This is a genomic window from Peribacillus glennii, assembly GCF_003429105.1.
In the GTDB taxonomy this organism is placed as follows: domain Bacteria; phylum Bacillota; class Bacilli; order Bacillales; family DSM-1321; genus Peribacillus; species Peribacillus glennii.
The window spans coordinates 1-15752 of the sequence record NZ_QVTD01000005.1 but is presented as its reverse complement, the minus strand read 5'-3'; the positions used below and the strand labels follow the sequence as shown (position 1 = coordinate 15752).

At 40.4% G+C, this 15752-nt stretch carries 15 protein-coding genes, 1 tRNA gene and 1 pseudogene; 9 read left to right on the top strand and 8 right to left on the bottom strand.

All coding sequences use genetic code 11. The features are described from left to right. Positions 1-57: 57 nt before the first annotated feature. The 5 genes from D0466_RS09565 to D0466_RS09545 all read left to right on the top strand — a co-directional run bounded on the left by D0466_RS09565 (position 58) and on the right by D0466_RS09545 (position 4906). Positions 58-1413, top strand: coding sequence for a spore germination protein (locus D0466_RS09565; protein ID WP_158555880.1), 1356 nt, complete (start codon positions 58-60; stop codon positions 1411-1413). Between the two features lie 9 nt (positions 1414-1422). After that, the gene (locus tag D0466_RS09560; RefSeq protein WP_117322352.1) at positions 1423-2499 is read left to right on the top strand and encodes a GerAB/ArcD/ProY family transporter; all 1077 of its coding nucleotides are present in this window, start codon (positions 1423-1425) and stop codon (positions 2497-2499) included. Continuing rightward, positions 2496-3602 carry a Ger(x)C family spore germination protein gene (locus D0466_RS09555; RefSeq protein WP_117322351.1) on the top strand — a complete coding sequence of 369 codons (1107 nt, stop codon included), beginning with the start codon at positions 2496-2498 and terminating at the stop codon, positions 3600-3602. Before D0466_RS09560 ends, D0466_RS09555 begins: the two co-directional genes overlap by 4 nt. 268 nt (positions 3603-3870) lie before the next feature. Next, positions 3871-4074 (top strand): hypothetical protein, encoded by a 204-nt coding sequence (locus tag D0466_RS09550; RefSeq protein WP_117322350.1) that lies wholly within the window; start codon positions 3871-3873, stop codon positions 4072-4074. A 91-nt stretch (positions 4075-4165) separates the two neighbouring features. Then, positions 4166-4906, top strand: a complete 741-nt coding sequence (locus tag D0466_RS09545; RefSeq protein ID WP_117322349.1) for a GGDEF domain-containing protein — start codon at positions 4166-4168, stop codon at positions 4904-4906. 128 nt (positions 4907-5034) lie between these two features. On the opposite strand, the gene D0466_RS09540 is transcribed toward D0466_RS09545, so the two are convergent. The 3 genes from D0466_RS09540 to D0466_RS09530 form a co-directional block, all read right to left on the bottom strand. Continuing rightward, complete coding sequence (locus tag D0466_RS09540; RefSeq protein ID WP_117322348.1) at positions 5035-5634, bottom strand: response regulator transcription factor; 600 nt, start codon at positions 5632-5634, stop codon at positions 5035-5037. Then, positions 5631-6767, bottom strand: a complete 1137-nt coding sequence (locus D0466_RS09535; RefSeq protein WP_117322347.1) for a sensor histidine kinase — start codon at positions 6765-6767, stop codon at positions 5631-5633. Before D0466_RS09535 ends, D0466_RS09540 begins: the two co-directional genes overlap by 4 nt. 175 nt (positions 6768-6942) lie before the next feature. Next, positions 6943-7977 carry a fatty acid desaturase gene (locus tag D0466_RS09530; protein WP_117322346.1) on the bottom strand — a complete coding sequence of 345 codons (1035 nt, stop codon included), beginning with the start codon at positions 7975-7977 and terminating at the stop codon, positions 6943-6945. A gap of 230 nt (positions 7978-8207) precedes the next feature. On the opposite strand from D0466_RS09530, the gene D0466_RS09525 reads away from it, so the two are divergent. Beyond that, complete coding sequence (locus tag D0466_RS09525; RefSeq protein ID WP_117322345.1) at positions 8208-8927, top strand: YebC/PmpR family DNA-binding transcriptional regulator; 720 nt, start codon at positions 8208-8210, stop codon at positions 8925-8927. 296 nt (positions 8928-9223) lie between these two features. Here D0466_RS09525 and D0466_RS22180 read toward each other — a convergent pair whose 3' ends face one another. The 4 genes from D0466_RS22180 to D0466_RS09505 all read right to left on the bottom strand — a co-directional run bounded on the left by D0466_RS22180 (position 9224) and on the right by D0466_RS09505 (position 13120). Continuing rightward, entirely contained in the window at positions 9224-9376 is a 153-nt protein-coding gene (locus D0466_RS22180; protein ID WP_158555878.1) for a hypothetical protein, read from the bottom strand. A 1327-nt stretch (positions 9377-10703) separates the two neighbouring features. Next, on the bottom strand, positions 10704-11492 hold the full coding sequence (locus D0466_RS09515) for an enoyl-CoA hydratase/isomerase family protein (RefSeq protein ID WP_117322343.1): 789 nt from the start codon (positions 11490-11492) through the stop codon (positions 10704-10706). A gap of 754 nt (positions 11493-12246) precedes the next feature. Then, positions 12247-12319, bottom strand: a tRNA-Ala gene (locus D0466_RS09510). A 93-nt stretch (positions 12320-12412) separates the two neighbouring features. Beyond that, entirely contained in the window at positions 12413-13120 is a 708-nt protein-coding gene (locus D0466_RS09505; protein WP_117322628.1) for an MgtC/SapB family protein, read from the bottom strand. Between the two features lie 175 nt (positions 13121-13295). Here D0466_RS09505 and D0466_RS09500 point away from each other — a divergent pair, with 175 nt between their 5' ends. From D0466_RS09500 to D0466_RS09490, 3 genes and pseudogenes are all read left to right on the top strand, one after another. Beyond that, positions 13296-14216, top strand: a complete 921-nt coding sequence (locus D0466_RS09500; protein ID WP_117322342.1) for a DMT family transporter — start codon at positions 13296-13298, stop codon at positions 14214-14216. A gap of 87 nt (positions 14217-14303) precedes the next feature. Further along, positions 14304-14642: a helix-turn-helix domain-containing protein gene (locus D0466_RS09495; RefSeq protein ID WP_117322341.1), complete on the top strand. Its 339-nt coding sequence runs from the start codon at positions 14304-14306 to the stop codon at positions 14640-14642. A 148-nt stretch (positions 14643-14790) separates the two neighbouring features. Next, positions 14791-15036, top strand: a pseudogene (locus D0466_RS09490) (IS3 family transposase); the annotation flags it as partial. A 114-nt stretch (positions 15037-15150) separates the two neighbouring features. Here the strand turns inward: D0466_RS09490 and D0466_RS09485 are convergent. After that, complete coding sequence (locus D0466_RS09485; protein ID WP_117322339.1) at positions 15151-15333, bottom strand: hypothetical protein; 183 nt, start codon at positions 15331-15333, stop codon at positions 15151-15153. Between the last annotated feature and the right edge of the window lie 419 nt (positions 15334-15752).

The following is a 15752-nucleotide window of genomic DNA, read 5'->3' as shown; positions in this document are numbered from 1 at the left end:
CGGGATTTGCGGAACAGCTTTTGTAAAAAATGTCATGTCAGAGGGTGTGAGAGCTGCGTGGAAGAGCTGCAAAAAGAAATTAATTGTGTAAAAGAGAAATATGATAACAATCCCGATTTCAAGGTCCACCGCTTTGAATATTTCGAAAAAAAAATAGCACTGATTTATATGAAAAGCCTTTGCAACGAGGCACAAATAAAAAAAGATATCATAGAACCACTTTTACTCTGCGAAAAGCAAGGTAAATATTTATTACATTTATTATCCATGCCATCTTGCCAGCACATAAACGCTTCAGACGATGTGGAAAAACTGCTGCTTCAGGGCAATGCCCTTATTGCCCTCTCCGGAGAGATTTATTCGGTGGATGTAAGGAAGCCAACCAACGACCAGCCTCTTGATGCAACCGTTGAGCAAACGGTCCAGGGCGCGCAAAAGGGTTTAAGTGAAGATTTAACAATGAATATGACTTTAGTAAGAAACCGGTACCCATCTAAACAGCTTAAAATTGAACAGCAGACCGTGGGGACGCTTTCAAAAACCCGAATCGCCATTCTGTATGATGTCGATTATGTCCAGGAGGACGTGCTGGATGAGGTGAAAAAGAAAATATCTGGTTTAAAAGCGGACATCATTCAGGCTGCCGGCCAGCTCCATAATTACATGACAAAAGAGAAGTACAGGATTTTTCCAACGATGATGATCACAGAACGGCCGGACCGGCTTGCGTTGAACCTTTCACAGGGAAAAGTCGTCATTTTGATGAATGGGACACCGTTCGGGCTGGTTGCTCCTGCCGTTTTTTTCGATTTTCTTTCCTCAATGGATGATAAAACCCTTCCATACTGGGTTACCAGATTGTTGATTCTGCTAAGGTATGTGGGATTGCTCATCACGATTATTTTACCATCTTTATATATTGCCATCACATCGTACAATCCGGAAATAGTAAGATCACAGCTGGCCTTGACGATTGCAGGAAGCAGGGCAGGCGTGCCTTATCCGTCTTTTTTTGAAGTCTTGTTTATGATGTTCGCTGTTGAGTTGTTGGTGGAATCAAGCCTCAGGCTGCCAAAGACGATAGGCCCTACGGCCACTACTGTCGGTGGATTAATCCTCGGCCAGGCCGCCCAGCAGGCCCAGCTTGTCAGCTCGATCATGATCATCATCACGGCATTTGTGGCAATCTCCAATTTCACTATACCTATTAATGCGATGAGCTTTGCTGTCCGTTGTGCAAGATACCCATTGATTGTATTTGCCAGTTTTTTTGGGATTGTTGGTGTAGTGGCAGGCCTCATTCTCCTGCTTTGCCATCTGAGTGATTTAAGAAGCTTTGGAAAACCATACCTGAAAATGTATTGGGGAACAACTGACAAAATGAGCAAGGTCAGGGAGAGCAGGAAGGAGTGACACACAGAATTGGCCCGTTATTACTTTTTTATCATCCTTATGAATATGACATTAAATATTATTCTCAATGTTCCAATGGTGTTGGTTGAAAACCGTTTTAACGGCTCCATTATGTCCATTCTGCTATCCATCCCCATTGGAAGCTTATTGGCTTACCTGTTCACAAAGGGTATGAGCAGATTCCCAAAAATGGATCTTCCGACAATCCTTGAAAACAATTTGCCAAAGTATGTATACAAGCCTTTTTTGGTTTTCCTCTCATTAATGTGGATAGCAAGCGGCAGCTTTGCTTTGATTTCTTTCAGTTATTTGATAAAGACCTACATTATGCCTGAAGCGAGTTTGGAGTTAATTTCCGGACTTTTTGTATTCGTATATATCTATGGAGCCGTCCGGCAAACGGCATCTTTATTATATAAAGCTGAAATCACGATGGTAATTGCATTTCCTGTCGTGTTATTCATTATTTTTAAAGCAATGAGAAGTGACCTGTTCAATTACGTGCACATTGTGAGAATGATTCATTTTACATGGGAGTTGCCCAACTATAGTTCCGTTGCTGCAGCTACATATCTCTTTATAGGATATATCAACCTGGCTATATTCAATAGGTATATTGACTCAAAAAAAGCGTTGAGATGGTTTTGGACCGTCCCGATTCTTGGAACCGGAATATTGCTAAGCAGCTTTTTCGTCCCAATTGGTTTCTTTGGGATTAATGCGATAGGCGATATCATTCTGCCCTGGTTGATGTCAGCGGATTCATTGAGGATGCAATTTGGCTTCATTGAGCGAACAGTCTTTTTATTAATCTTTTTTTACGTATTGATGACTTTCCTGTTTGGGATGGTAACCTGGCATATCGGTTTGGAACTTTTAAAGGGCGCCGTACAAAGCATGAAAAAGAAAACATGGGGACGGTCTTTTTTATTGATTGTAGGGATCTTGACGATCATCTTTCAGCTTCAGGTTAATCACAGGGAATTTTCTAGTATTGTAAAATATTGGTTTAACTTCCGTTTTCCTGTCGAAGTGCTTTTGGTTATAATGGTTTATTTATTTTCCTTAAGGAGGCAGAATGTATGAAGAGGGCGTGCTTTATTTTCCTGTTATGTGAGCTGTTGTTTTTGTGTACCATACTTGCAGGCTGCGCATTCAGGGATATAGACAAGCGCTTCTTCGTGGTCGCAATGGGTATAGATAAGTCAAATGATGAAAAAAGGCCATACGACGTTACGTTAAAACTCGCGATACCTTCCCCAGAGATAAGGCCTGGCAAGGCCAATTTTCAGATTATTTCCGAAAAGGCGGACTCTATTCCTGAGGCGGTACGGGTGATGAAGTCAAAGGTCGATAAAGAGTTTGATTTTGGCCATTGCAGGATGGTTGTTTTTGATGAAAAGACCATCAGGAAGAATCAGGGCTTTACGATAAACTGGTTTTTAAGAAGGCGTGACATCCAAGGGATCACTTATCTCGGAATTGGAAAGCCGTCTGCAAGGGATGTATTGAAAGCCAGGGTCCAATCCGAGCGATTGCCTGGAAATGCTCTCATTCTTTCTTTCGACCCGACTACCAATACATCGCCTTACATAATGACATCAATGCTTAATGACTTTTATATGAGAGTTCGGGAGGATGGCATTGATCCGTATCTGCCGATCATTGAACCTATAAAAGGTTCTTATAATATCAGCAAGGTTGCATTATTTGCGAAGGGTACCCTCAAAGCTGACTTGACCAGGGATGAGACACGGATATTGAATGAATTAATGAGTACAGACAGGAGGGGACAGATTAATGTCGCTTCTGGAGGGAACCAGTTGTTCGTCAATGTTGATGATTTAAAATCGGGGATTCAGGTAATGCTCCCGAAAGGGGAAAAGCCCTACATTGATGTACACTTGGACATCAAGGGTTTCATCGAAGGATCTGGAGAGAAATTGGCAACCGATCAAGAATTAAAGCGTTATGAGAAAATTGCCGGTGCAACGATAAGCAAACGGGTCAAACGCGTATTAAAAACCATTCAAAAAATGGAAGCGGATCCGCTTGGCCTGGGATTGAGATATCAGGCAAAAATGGGGGCAACCGAACAGCAGACCAAAGATTGGGAAAGAATTTACCCAAATATGGATATACGGGTCCATACAGATCTTAAGATAAAAGGCACGGGAACGATGTATTAAAGCAAAATCACTGCTGAAACCCCATTCTTTGAATGGGGTATTGTGGAGTGGCATGCTCGCTTTAACGGCACCATCTATTACCTTCTGCTTTTATAGTCTACAGTAACATATGTTTCATTTGTATCAGGTGTTCGTATGCTATACGGGTCGAAATTTGTGGCGAAAAAAAGAAAATCCTATAGACATACTGATTTTTATGAAGGAAACTAGAATAGCAGGATAGTCCGTACCAATATTTGGGTAAGTCAGGGGAAAGGAGGGGCTAATTTTGCTGCAACAGTTTGAAGAATTAAAAAGGAAGATCTATTTAGTCGCATTCCCCTTTTTTGGCTTCTCACTTGTAATCAATCAGGTCTTTTATAAAATTACCCATTCAGCATTGCATTTCGAGGATTTTCTGAAGGATTATCCTCCTTTTTGCATGGTTTTTGACTGGCTTGGTTTTATTGCTGGTAAGAAAAGCATGGTTTAGAGCCATTGAAATTGTAACTTTGTCTGTAGTCGCATTTGTACTTCTACTTTATTTTCAACATATTCTCTTTGTGGAAATTCCCCGGGGATATATGCATGATTCAGGGGGGTTCCTGTTTTGGATACCGCTTCTGTATATTTCAATCTTCTTATCGCTGGATAAGAAAAAGGCTTTACCATTCTCGCTTGTCATTCACACAGTCAGTGCAGCCACCGCAGTATTTGCATTTATTCATTTTGATTATCAGGAAGATATCACAAGGATTCTGCTGAACTTCTTTATTTCCCAATATGTTTTTATTTTTGCCTTATTTTATATCCAAGAACTGTTTAAAGTATATTTGATAAATCAGGAACTCGAGCAAATTGCAAGTACAGACCATTTAACAAGCCTGCCCAATAGAAGGAAAATAGATGACATTCTGACGAAACAGTTCGAGGATGCAATTCCGGGCGCTTTTTCCATCATCTTACTCGATATCGATCATTTTAAATCGATAAATGATACCCATGGGCATGATGTTGGTGATAACGTTTTAAAAGAAATTTCATCTTTATTAAAGAAATATAAACAAGAAACCTATTTTTTTGGCCGGTGGGGCGGGGAAGAATTTATCCTGATACTGACAGGGGATTATAAACCTGAAGAGGAGGCCGAGAGAATCAGATTGATGATCGGCTCCCATTCATTTACAGGAGTAGAATTGGTAACCGCAAGCTTTGGTGCGACCACTTACACGCAAGGTGATGACAAGCATTCTTTGCTAACCCGCGCGGATGCTGCCCTTTATCAAGCGAAAGAAAACGGGAGAAACCAGGTACAGAGTTTATAATCCGCAATTCTGGGCGCGGGGCTACCCAGCAGGCAAAGGGGCCAGCTTCGTGGCGTTTTCAATAAAGAAATTGTCATGATTATCAACATTTGACGGTTATACAATAATACGGAGGAACACAAATCAGCTTATTTAAACCAGCCTTTTTCCCGGGATTGTTTGATGGCCTCAATGCGGTTTTTCACCTCGAGCTTATCCATTATCATCGATATATAGTTTCGGACGGTGCCCGTTTTGATTCTTAGTTCTTCGGCAATTTCTTTTGTGTTTTTTCCGTCTGCAACCAGCACCAATACTTCTTTTTCCCGTTCAGTAAGCGGATTTTCCTCACTGTACACATCGTCCATCAGTTCAGGTGCATAAATCCTCCTGCCAGCCATTACACTGCGGATGGAGCTTGCCAGTTCATCGCTCGGACTATCCTTTAATAAATATCCGCGTACTCCTGCTTTTAAAGCCCGTTGAAAATAACCAGAACGGGCAAATGTTGTCAATATAATGACTTTACATCCCAGTTCTTTTATTTCTTCAGCTGCCTCGAGCCCGGTTTTTCCTGGCATTTCAATATCCATAATGCAAACATCAGGCTGATAACGCTGGACGAGATTAATCGCTTCTTCTCCGTTACCCGCTTGCCCGACCACTTCCATATCTTCTTCCAGATTAAGCAGGGAACCTAAGGCCCCTAATAGCATTCGCTGGTCTTCAGCAATGACGATCCGGATCATTTTAGTTCCTCCTTTTCGGCCTGCTTCACGTCGATTGGCACTGTGATGATAAGCGTTGTTCCTTCTTGTGCCTTGATTTCCAGGCTGCCGTTTACAAATTCAAGGCGTTCCCTCATACCTATCAGCCCATGGCCTTTTACAAAATCTCTTTGAGATAAGGTGCCTTTTCCATTGTCCTGTACGGTAATGGAAATCTCATCCCATGATTGTTCAATGGAGATATGGCAGTGTGTTGCTCCGCTGTGTTTTACAACATTGGTTACCGCTTCTTTAAGGCACATGCTCAATATATTTTCAGTGAACAGGGAAACATTCGCCAGGGATGTATCCGGCTCTTTCTCCATTTTAATGCCGGCTGCTTTCAGTATTTGTTTTACATGGAACATTTCCTCATTCAGCCGGACGCCGCGCATTTGCGATACCATTTTCCTGACTTCATTCAAGGCGGTGCGGGCTGTCTGTTGAACGTCTTTTAACTCAATCCGAGCTTGTTCCGGATCTTTGTAGATCAATTTCCTTGCCAAATCACTCTTCAATCCAATGAGCGATAGCTTTTGTCCGAGTGTATCATGAAGGTCGCGGGCAATCCGCTGACGCTCTTCCAGTTTACCAAGTTCAGAAATGCGTTTGTTGGCGTCTTCCAGCTTTTCCTCCAGCTGTCCCAGCTCTTTTTTATTGCGGATGCTGAAAGGAAGAAGAATGACGCTGATCCAAATGATGATAACAAATGGCAACTGCTTTAAGAACAGCTTTTCTTGTAAAAAGAAAGTAAGGTTGATCGATATGGTCGTACCGACTAAGTGAATCACGTATAAGGTGAGGAAAGTGATGCGGCCCCTGATATTACCAATCAAGTAGGCGATAAAAAAAGCGAAATAAACATAGCTGTAAAGGATGGTTGTCGTAATGGAAAAACCGATGAGAATGCAAGTCCAAAGATAAACAGTCCAACCTCTTGAAATATATGCGGCCCGGTAGAAGATAAAGAATAAAATCGTTAAAAAAATCCCAACGATAATTTCGACCGTGGACGTCGACTGGAAGATAAAATAGAATGGCAAGATACCAAGGATAGTCCATATATAAGGAGAAATCCCAGTGCTTTTTAGGGATAGCATATACCTTTTTAACATGTTTGCGAACCTCTTTTTGGGGTTTAAATGTTGATTACGCTGTTATCATATCACATAGTCAAACGGAAAGTCTTTGACCTGAGTTATTAATCACGGTGGCTATAGGGATAGTAAAAATCCCCATAATATGCGGGATAATGAAAAGTCCTTGCATACACGGGGAGGAAGTTTTACTCTATAAATCAGTTTTTGTCTGGGCCATGACATTTTTTACCTTTGATGCTGACTTTACGTCTTTAAATCCAACAAATTTTTTGCTTTCTTCATCCCATAAGCGGAATTTTATAGAAGTTAAGCTGGTGGCTAACGAGACCGTCGGCACATTCTGTAGAGGAAGTGTATTGACGTGTACAGCTTCAAGCTTATAGTTAGGCACTCTTGGGCTTAAATGATGGACATGGTGGTATCCGATATTTCCTGTCAGCCATTGCAGCAACTTCGGAAGTTTATAAAATGAACTACCCTCCACAGCTGCTTTTACGTATTCCCAGTGTTCGTCTTCTTCGAAATAAGAATCCTCGAATGTGTGCTGCACATAAAAAAGCCAGATACCGGCTGCGCCTGAAATCCAAAAGATCGGTACTTGTACCAGCAGGAAGGACTTCCAGCCGAGAGTCAAGCACAATAAAGCAACCAGGATAACGATTGCAACGTTAGTAAGGTAGGTGTTAAGGCGTTCATTTCTCCTTGCACCTTTTCTGTTAAACCTGTTGGTAATAAGGAAAACATAAATCGGTCCTAATCCGAACATGATAAGAGGATTTCGATACAATCGATATCCTAAACGTGTCCAAAATGGTGCAGCCCGATATTCATCCACTGTCAGCACCCAAATATCTCCCGTCCCACGCTTATCCAGATTACCGCTTGAAGCATGATGCACTGCATGGTCGTGCTGCCATTGGCTGTAGGGGAATAATGTCATAATTCCCGTTATCGTTCCGAGGACTTTGTTGGCATTCCGGTTTTTAAAGAATGAGTAATGGCAGCAATCATGGAAAATAATGAACACCCGGACCAGAAATCCGGCTGCAACCACAGCCAATCCAAGTGTCAGGAAATAAGAAATGGACAGGCTTTGATAAGCCAGAAACCATAGCAAGAAAAATGGCACGATAGTGTTGAAGATCTGCCTGATACTCTTGTTGGTTTCAGATTTTTCAAAAGGGGCGACAAATTTCCTTAACGTCTTTGTGTTTTGATTGGTCATTTGCATCTATTTCCTTTCTTCATTTCTATATCATTATCACTTATTATATACAGCTAAACATAAGCTTTGTAGTAGCATGCGTCATGTATAATACATGACAAATGTCATATAGAGAACAGGTTGTAATGTAAATGGTATAAAGAATCATGTATAATATAATCTGTTGAACCAGCCGCTTTATTCATAATAATTAATAAAAGTAGATCTAAAGTTGAAAGAGAGTGAACACGATGGGCCGTAAGTGGAACAATATTAAAGAAAAGAAAGCGTCAAAGGATGCAAATACAAGCCGTGTATATGCAAAGTTTGGCCGCGAGATTTATGTGGCTGCGAGGCAGGGTGAACCGGATCCGGAAACCAACCAGGCATTGAGGGTCGTACTCGAGCGTGCAAAAACCTACAATGTACCGAAAACGATCATTGACCGTGCGATTGAAAAAGCAAAAGGCGGTTCGGAAGAAAACTTTGACGAACTTCGCTATGAAGGCTTTGGGCCAAATGGATCAATGGTTATTGTAGATGCACTGACTAATAATGTGAACCGCACTGCATCGGATGTGCGCGCTGCATTTGGCAAAAATGGCGGTAATATGGGGGTAAGCGGATCTGTAGCCTATATGTTTGATGCCACAGCTGTCATCGGCATTGAAGGCAAAACAGCAGAAGAGGCCCTTGAACTTTTGATGGAAGCAGATGTGGATGTACGTGACATTATAGAAGAAGACGACACGGTGATCGTTTATGCGGAGCCTGATCAGTTCCATGCCGTGCAAGAAGCGTTCAAAAATGCCGGCACTACTGATTTTACAGTTGCAGAGCTAACCATGCTTGCACAAAGTGATATAACGCTTCCTGAGGACGCACAAGCACAATTTGAAAAAATGATTGATGCATTGGAAGATTTGGAAGATGTGCGGCAAGTATACCACAACGTAGATTTAGGTGACTAATTATAAAAAAGCGGGCCTTTGTTTTGTGACAAAGATCCGCTTTTTTTTCATGCGAAAGTGGCCGGGGTGCAATCTGCATAAGGGTGGGAAGCGGAAAAAAGGAAGGCCTGATCAAATGGGGGAGTAATTGATAAAGCTTGGATGGTTCGAATCTATTGAGGAATAAACATCTTGAACCCTAGAAAGTGGAGATATCCGGATGATTCCCAAGGCTAACATACTTCTTGTGATAGCTCTAACAGAGGTTAGACGAAACCCTGCCAGCATATATGCGCCAGCAGGGCTTGTGAGGGTCGTTATTGTGTCAACCCATCCTCAGTTGCCATTGGCTGAATCTCATTTGTAGTGCTTGTTTTATTTTTCTGATTTTTTTGTTGTGACTCAAGTTGATCAATCTTTTTATCAACATATTGCGAATGTATCATATGACTCTGATTGTCTTTGCTCATTTATCCCATTACCTCCTTTTGTATAAAAACTGATTCCTGATTATGATTAGAAATTCCATGGTGAATTATGCTAGCAATATCTGTTTACTATGGTGTGCAACTTTATGGCAGGTTTTTGATTTTCGGATTGTTAAGTGTTTAATGGGTTTATTGGGGAAGCGGCGTCCAAAGCGGAAGTGGGTGAAAATTGATTGAAATAATGCCGGCATAGTTGAGGTTTGTAAAATATAATTGCGGGGCAATTTAAAGTTCGATGATAATCGCAGGCGGTGATTGTTTTGCTGTCATTCCGGACACTAAAAACTCCTAGAACCAATACTGCTTTAAGAGTTTAATGATGGAGTGTAGCGGCTCATCCTGTGACCTCTATGCTGCCAGAAAATACTATATTACAGAGATAAAAAGACTGAGCTGGCTTCCCAGTCTTTTTATCTGTTGACATTAATGGAGTGAATGGGATTCCCAAAATTCATGTACCTGTTTTCGCAGGCGGGTCGATGGTGTTGTCTTTTAACCGCTTCCTGGAATTAATTAAACTCATTAGACATAGGAGACTCATGGGAGCACAGTACCAGATGAATAGTTGTCCGCCATCATTGTAGAAAGGGATATAAAAAACTGAAACGAAGAATAAAACGACGGATAAGACAAAATAAATGCCGACGCAATTGTGATAAAAGGAATAGCGGCTCCAATTTTTTTCGCCATGGTTTTTCATTTTTTTGTCCGTTTGATAAAAAAGATACAAAGAGATGAATAAGAATAGGGCATAGAATGGAAGTGTGAAGACATAAATGTAGACGTTTAAAATGCGTAAATAAAAACTTAGGAAGAAGAAAAATCCGGATATAAGCAAAGGTGTAAGAAATTTGTATGCGTTTACATTTTCGGTTATGCGGGTCATATCGATCACTCCTTTTCGTAGGATCTATAATGTGGGGCAAAACCTTACTTTGCTACCATTATTATACTGTCCTGGTTCAATACAGTCCAGTAAGCCGTTTTCATCCTAAAATATTTCCTCTTGTTCACATTCGATGCTACAGAAAGAATAGTACCAATAGCTACAAATATTATGGGGTCCACACTTTTACCCTTTTATTATTTACATTCCCTTTTAACAAAAAATAAAATCATGAAATTGTTTATCACCTTTTAGCCCTTATTTAATTACCTGCCCAGTTCAATATAACAAGGAAAAGCCGCCAAAACGGCAGCCTGTAACTAAACTAAAGGACCCATAAGTTCAAGTACAAATCGTTTTCACTCCCGATTATCTTGCACTAATTAAGCTCTGAATTTTGTGTGCCGACTATTTGATATATATTTACTCGCCCCGGAAAACGGGTTTCCTTTTCTCGGCAAAGGCTTTAACCCCTTCATTGACGTCTTTTGTTCCGAAACAAACTTTGATGGAAGCGTACTCTTGTTTTAAAATAGTCGTAAGATCCAAATCAGGGCTTGCCGCAAGCAATCTTTTGGAAAATGTCATCGCAACGGGTGGACCTTCCGCTAATTCCCTCGCAAAACTCATAATTCTATCTTGAAATTCTTCATCAGGGAATATTCCGTTTACCAAACCGATCCGCTCGGCTTCTTCGGGATAGATGTCCCGCCCTGTATATATCAATTCCGCAGCTTTGGCGGTTCCTACCAAACGAGGTAAAAAATAGGTCATTCCCGCATCGGGGCTAAGACCACGTCGTATGTACCCGGCTGTTACCCTTGCGCCAGCAGACATAAAGCGCATGTCGCATGCAAGAGCCAGGGCGAGTCCTGCGCCCGCAGCTATCCCATTAATCGCAGCAATGACCGGTTTATCACATTGAACGATACCTAACGCTTGATGACCAACCCAGCCCAAGTCATCTAATTTTTTATGACGGGAATAGATGGATGTATCTCTCTTCGCATAATCAGACAGGTCAAGACCTGCACAAAAACCTCTACCACTCCCGGTTATAACAATGACACGAACTTCGTCGTCAGCCGATGCCTCCGCAATAGCCTGGATAATCTCATTACTAAGTTTATCATTGACGGCATTGAGGCACTCTGGCCTGTTTAGTGTCAAGGTGCGAACTCCATTCTGTGTATCCACGATAATATGCTCCATTTATATTCCTCCTCAAAATATCAATTTTGCATTACGATAATGCATTCTGAACTGCCGATGCCTGACTATGGTGCCAGCTTTTCTGCTCCTCAAACTTCAAAAGATTGCAAGCGGATTGATTGTTCAATGCATGCCGAATTGCGTTATGAGAGGCTGCCTCCATGACATGCTTTAATTAGATCTCCAGGCCTTATGTAAGTCCCTTGCATTTTGACATGAAATTCCCCACTCAGAGTAGATCTTCTCTTGCCTCAAGTTCTTTAGTAAATGAAATATCTGATTTATAGAATGCTGAATGATTTTTTAGATCGCTCATCAACTCCTATTTGACAGGGTATTTTACTCCTTTTGTTATTTCGATAAGAAAGGAAAAATTCCCTTCTATGTAGTAACCTTGCATTTAGTGCAACAGAAAAAGGCTGCCAGTATGGCAGCCGAATCTTCAAGTCACTGGTTGTAATATTTATATAATAAAGCAATCTTGACAAGAGCAAATAATATAGCAATAATGGGGCCTTTGAATATAAATAAGTGAGGTACAGGAGAAGGATAAAATTTTGCCGTCATGAATTGTATCATTTACGTCCAGTTTGTTGTGACCGGACATACATGTGACTATATCTGTTTGTTGTACCACCATAGGAAGAAAGAAAACAGCAAGAACTTTTTATTGGAACCGTAATGCTGAACTTTAAATATTGCAGATCTCTAGTTACATAAGAAAAAACCCTTGATTTCTCAAGGGTTTTTGGAATGGAGCATAGCGGGCTCGAACCGCTGACCTCTACGCTGCCAGCGTAGCGCTCTCCCAGCTGAGCTAATGCCCCGTGTAAGTCACAAGATTTATTTTAGCTATGTGCTGGGGAAAAGTCAAGATAGTTTTATAAAAAAAATTAAAGCTATGCAAAATGCAACGGCAGTTAAAGGTTTTCAATTTCAACCTTGGCTATTTCCTCAATATTGGAGACCGTATAATACACGTCTGTCGTTTTTAGTTTTTGGTCGACTGTAATTCTGAGTTGAACCGAATGCCGGTTCTCATCAAGGTCCTTAATACGGATATTTTTCACTGAAATCTTATTCTCTTGTATCATTTCCATCACCTTGGCAATATCCTCTTTTTCATGGATGATAAGCTTTAGCATGATTTCTTTCTCTCTCAGCTGTTTCGGTCCGATTACCTTTAGTGTAGCGGGAATGATCTCTACGCTGATAATTAATAAAATAACTCCGGCAATTGATTCGATATAAAAACCTGCGCCTACTCCTATTCCAATTCCTGCTGCTCCCCAGATGATGGCAGCTGTCGTTAATCCCGAAATGCTGTTATTGTCACGGCGAAGAATTACACCCGCTCCCAAAAAACCGATGCCGGAAACAATTTGTGCAGCTAGACGCAAAGGGTCCATCGTAACATTTAGATCATCACTCCCGGGAAACATGTAGGCAGATTCAATTGAGACAACTGTGAGCAAACAGCTTATTATTGAAATGACCAATGTGGTTTTTAAGCCAACAGGTTTTCTTTTCATCTCTCGCTCGATACCAATTATTAAACCCAATACTGCCGAAATTCCGAGCTTTATCAATATTTGAATTTCTAATTCAGGGTCAAATATCCATTCCATTGCCATATGCTACACCGTCCATCCTCCATTAGTGAAATTTCCTGCTGATTAATTTTTCCTTATACCCAAAATTAACATACTTAAATCTATGAAAATATAAATTGTTGCCATGAAAATTAAAGATTACAATGGATAACAGGTTTAATTAAAACATTATTATAGAAAGGAAATATAAATGCAAGAACCAATGTTCAATCCATATTTAGCGCTGGCCATCGGGGTGGCATCCGTTTCTGCTTCAGCCATTTTAGTTAAATTTTCTACGGCCCCCTCCGCCGTTATAGCTTTCTACCGCTTACTTTTCTCAGTGTGCTTGACGATCCCTTTTTTATCCAGCAGAAACATACATGAATTATTGAAGCTTGGAAAAAAGGATTTTTGTTTCTCCATTCTTGCGGGCGTTTTTTTGGCTTTTCATTTCATACTGTGGTTTGAATCATTGGATTACACATCAGTTGCCAGTTCTACCGTGTTAGTAACCCTTCAGCCGTTATTTGCTTTTGTAGGAGCTTTTTTGTTTTTTAAAGACCGCGTTTCGATTCGGACCATTTTAAGTGGGATCATTGCGATTGGCGGAAGTATCGTGATCGGATGGGGTGACCTTCAAATAAGCGGCCTTGCTCTTTGGGGCGATGTTCTTGCGCTAATTGCTTGTGCACTTGTCACTGGGTATTTATTATTCGGACAGTCGGTAAGAAAAAGGATATCATCGGTAACCTATACATTTGTTGTGTACACGGTAAGCACTGTAACTTTATTGTTGTATGTAATCTTAACAGGAGAATCACTGGCACCATACCCTGCGGCTGATTGGATTTATTTTGTCCTGCTTGCGGTATTTCCAAATTTATTGGGACACTCCCTTTTTAATTGGTCATTAAAGTGGTTGAGCACCACAACGATTTCCATGGCAATTTTAATGGAACCGATTGGCGCTTCAATCCTGGCCTACCTTCTATTAGGAGAGAAGATAGTCTGGACTCAAGGCCTGGGAGGCTTTGTCATTATCGCTGGTCTTATTATGTATCTGAAAAATGAAAACAAAATGAGAGCGGCGAACGATGCGGTTAGCGGGCAAAACAAAAACGACATTTAAAAGAAAATGCTTGGGGATGGGAAAAGCAGTAAGCCGGTACTGCACCCCAAAAGTTAGAGTGAACGCTAACTTTTGGGGTGTATTTTTATGGCTGAATTTAGTGAACAATTTAAATTACTGTTAGTTAAAGAGTATCAAGAAGGGAAATTGTCATATAACCAACTAGCTAAAAAGTATGGTATGAAAGACAGTGCTCCAATTTTGAGATGGGTAGAAATATATGAGAAATTCGGAGAGAAAGGATTAAGAAGGAAGAAAAACAGGGTAACCTATTCTGTTCAATTCAAGGTCGAAGTATTTAGCTTTATGAAGAGAACAGGTTGTTCAGAAACGGAAACAGCCCTTCATTTTGGTTTAACAGATCCTCCTAGGATAGCTTTATGGAAGAAAGCTTTTCATGAAAGGGGTGTTGAAGTCCTAAAATAAACCTAAAGGACGCCCATCCATGTCTGATAAAGATAAGAACAGAAAAAGTAAATTTTTTTCGTATGGGATAAGTATGCGCCCACCCTTAGAATTAGCCCTCACACCTCTAACGGAAACCCCAAAATTGTAAAAGATTCAAAGTACAGAACTACTGTACATTCTAATCAAGGGGAGTCATTATCAACATAATAGATGGGGAAAGACACTCAAGGAATATAAGGTGTTGCAGAGTATGTCGGGAAAAGGGAACTATTTAGATAATTCACCGATGGAGAACTTTTTCGGGTTACTGAAACAAGAAATGTATTATGGAGAAGCACTGTACTCATTGGAGGAATTAAAGAAGAGAATTGAAAAATATATCTATTATTATTATAACAAGCGTATCAAGTAAAAATTGGCAGGCATGAGCCCGGTTCAATACCGTATCCATACCTGCCAATCAGCTCCTTAATATAAAACTCTAACTTTTTGGGGTCACTTCAGCCTGAAATTCAACTTACTGCTTTTATTCATAAAAAACATATATAAAGCGAGTAAAGATGAACGCCATTGACACGCTCATAATTAATGTTGAGCCTCTGACTTTTCCCTCTTGATTGCTGATTTTCATTGCTTCCAAAAATGCAATGCTAAACAAATATAAACACATAATAAACGAAACGATTAGTCCGACTAGTACCAAGTCCATTGCTTCCCCCCAGTATTTAATGTATAAATAATAATATTCGCTTTCCTTCACAATTATGCGGTAAAGACAATAGAGAAAAACCTTTATGCACTTTTAGTGAAAATAAAAAAGAAAACCCGTGTGTAATAAAACTTATTGATGTTGAAAAAATATATTGCAAAAGTATTTTCAGCATGATATATTATTTATTGTCGCTAAGACGAAAGCTTACACGCTTCACAACATACTTAATAAACATTTAAAACTGGATGTTGACATAGTGAGTGAGTGGTGTTATGATGATAAAGTCGCTTCTGAGAGAAACGACAAAGAAATTGCTCTTTGAAAACTGAACAAAACAAAGCGCCAACGTTTTTTTAGTCAGCACAGACATTAAAAGCAAAAATGAGCTATTCAAACATTTCTTCGGAGAGTTTGAT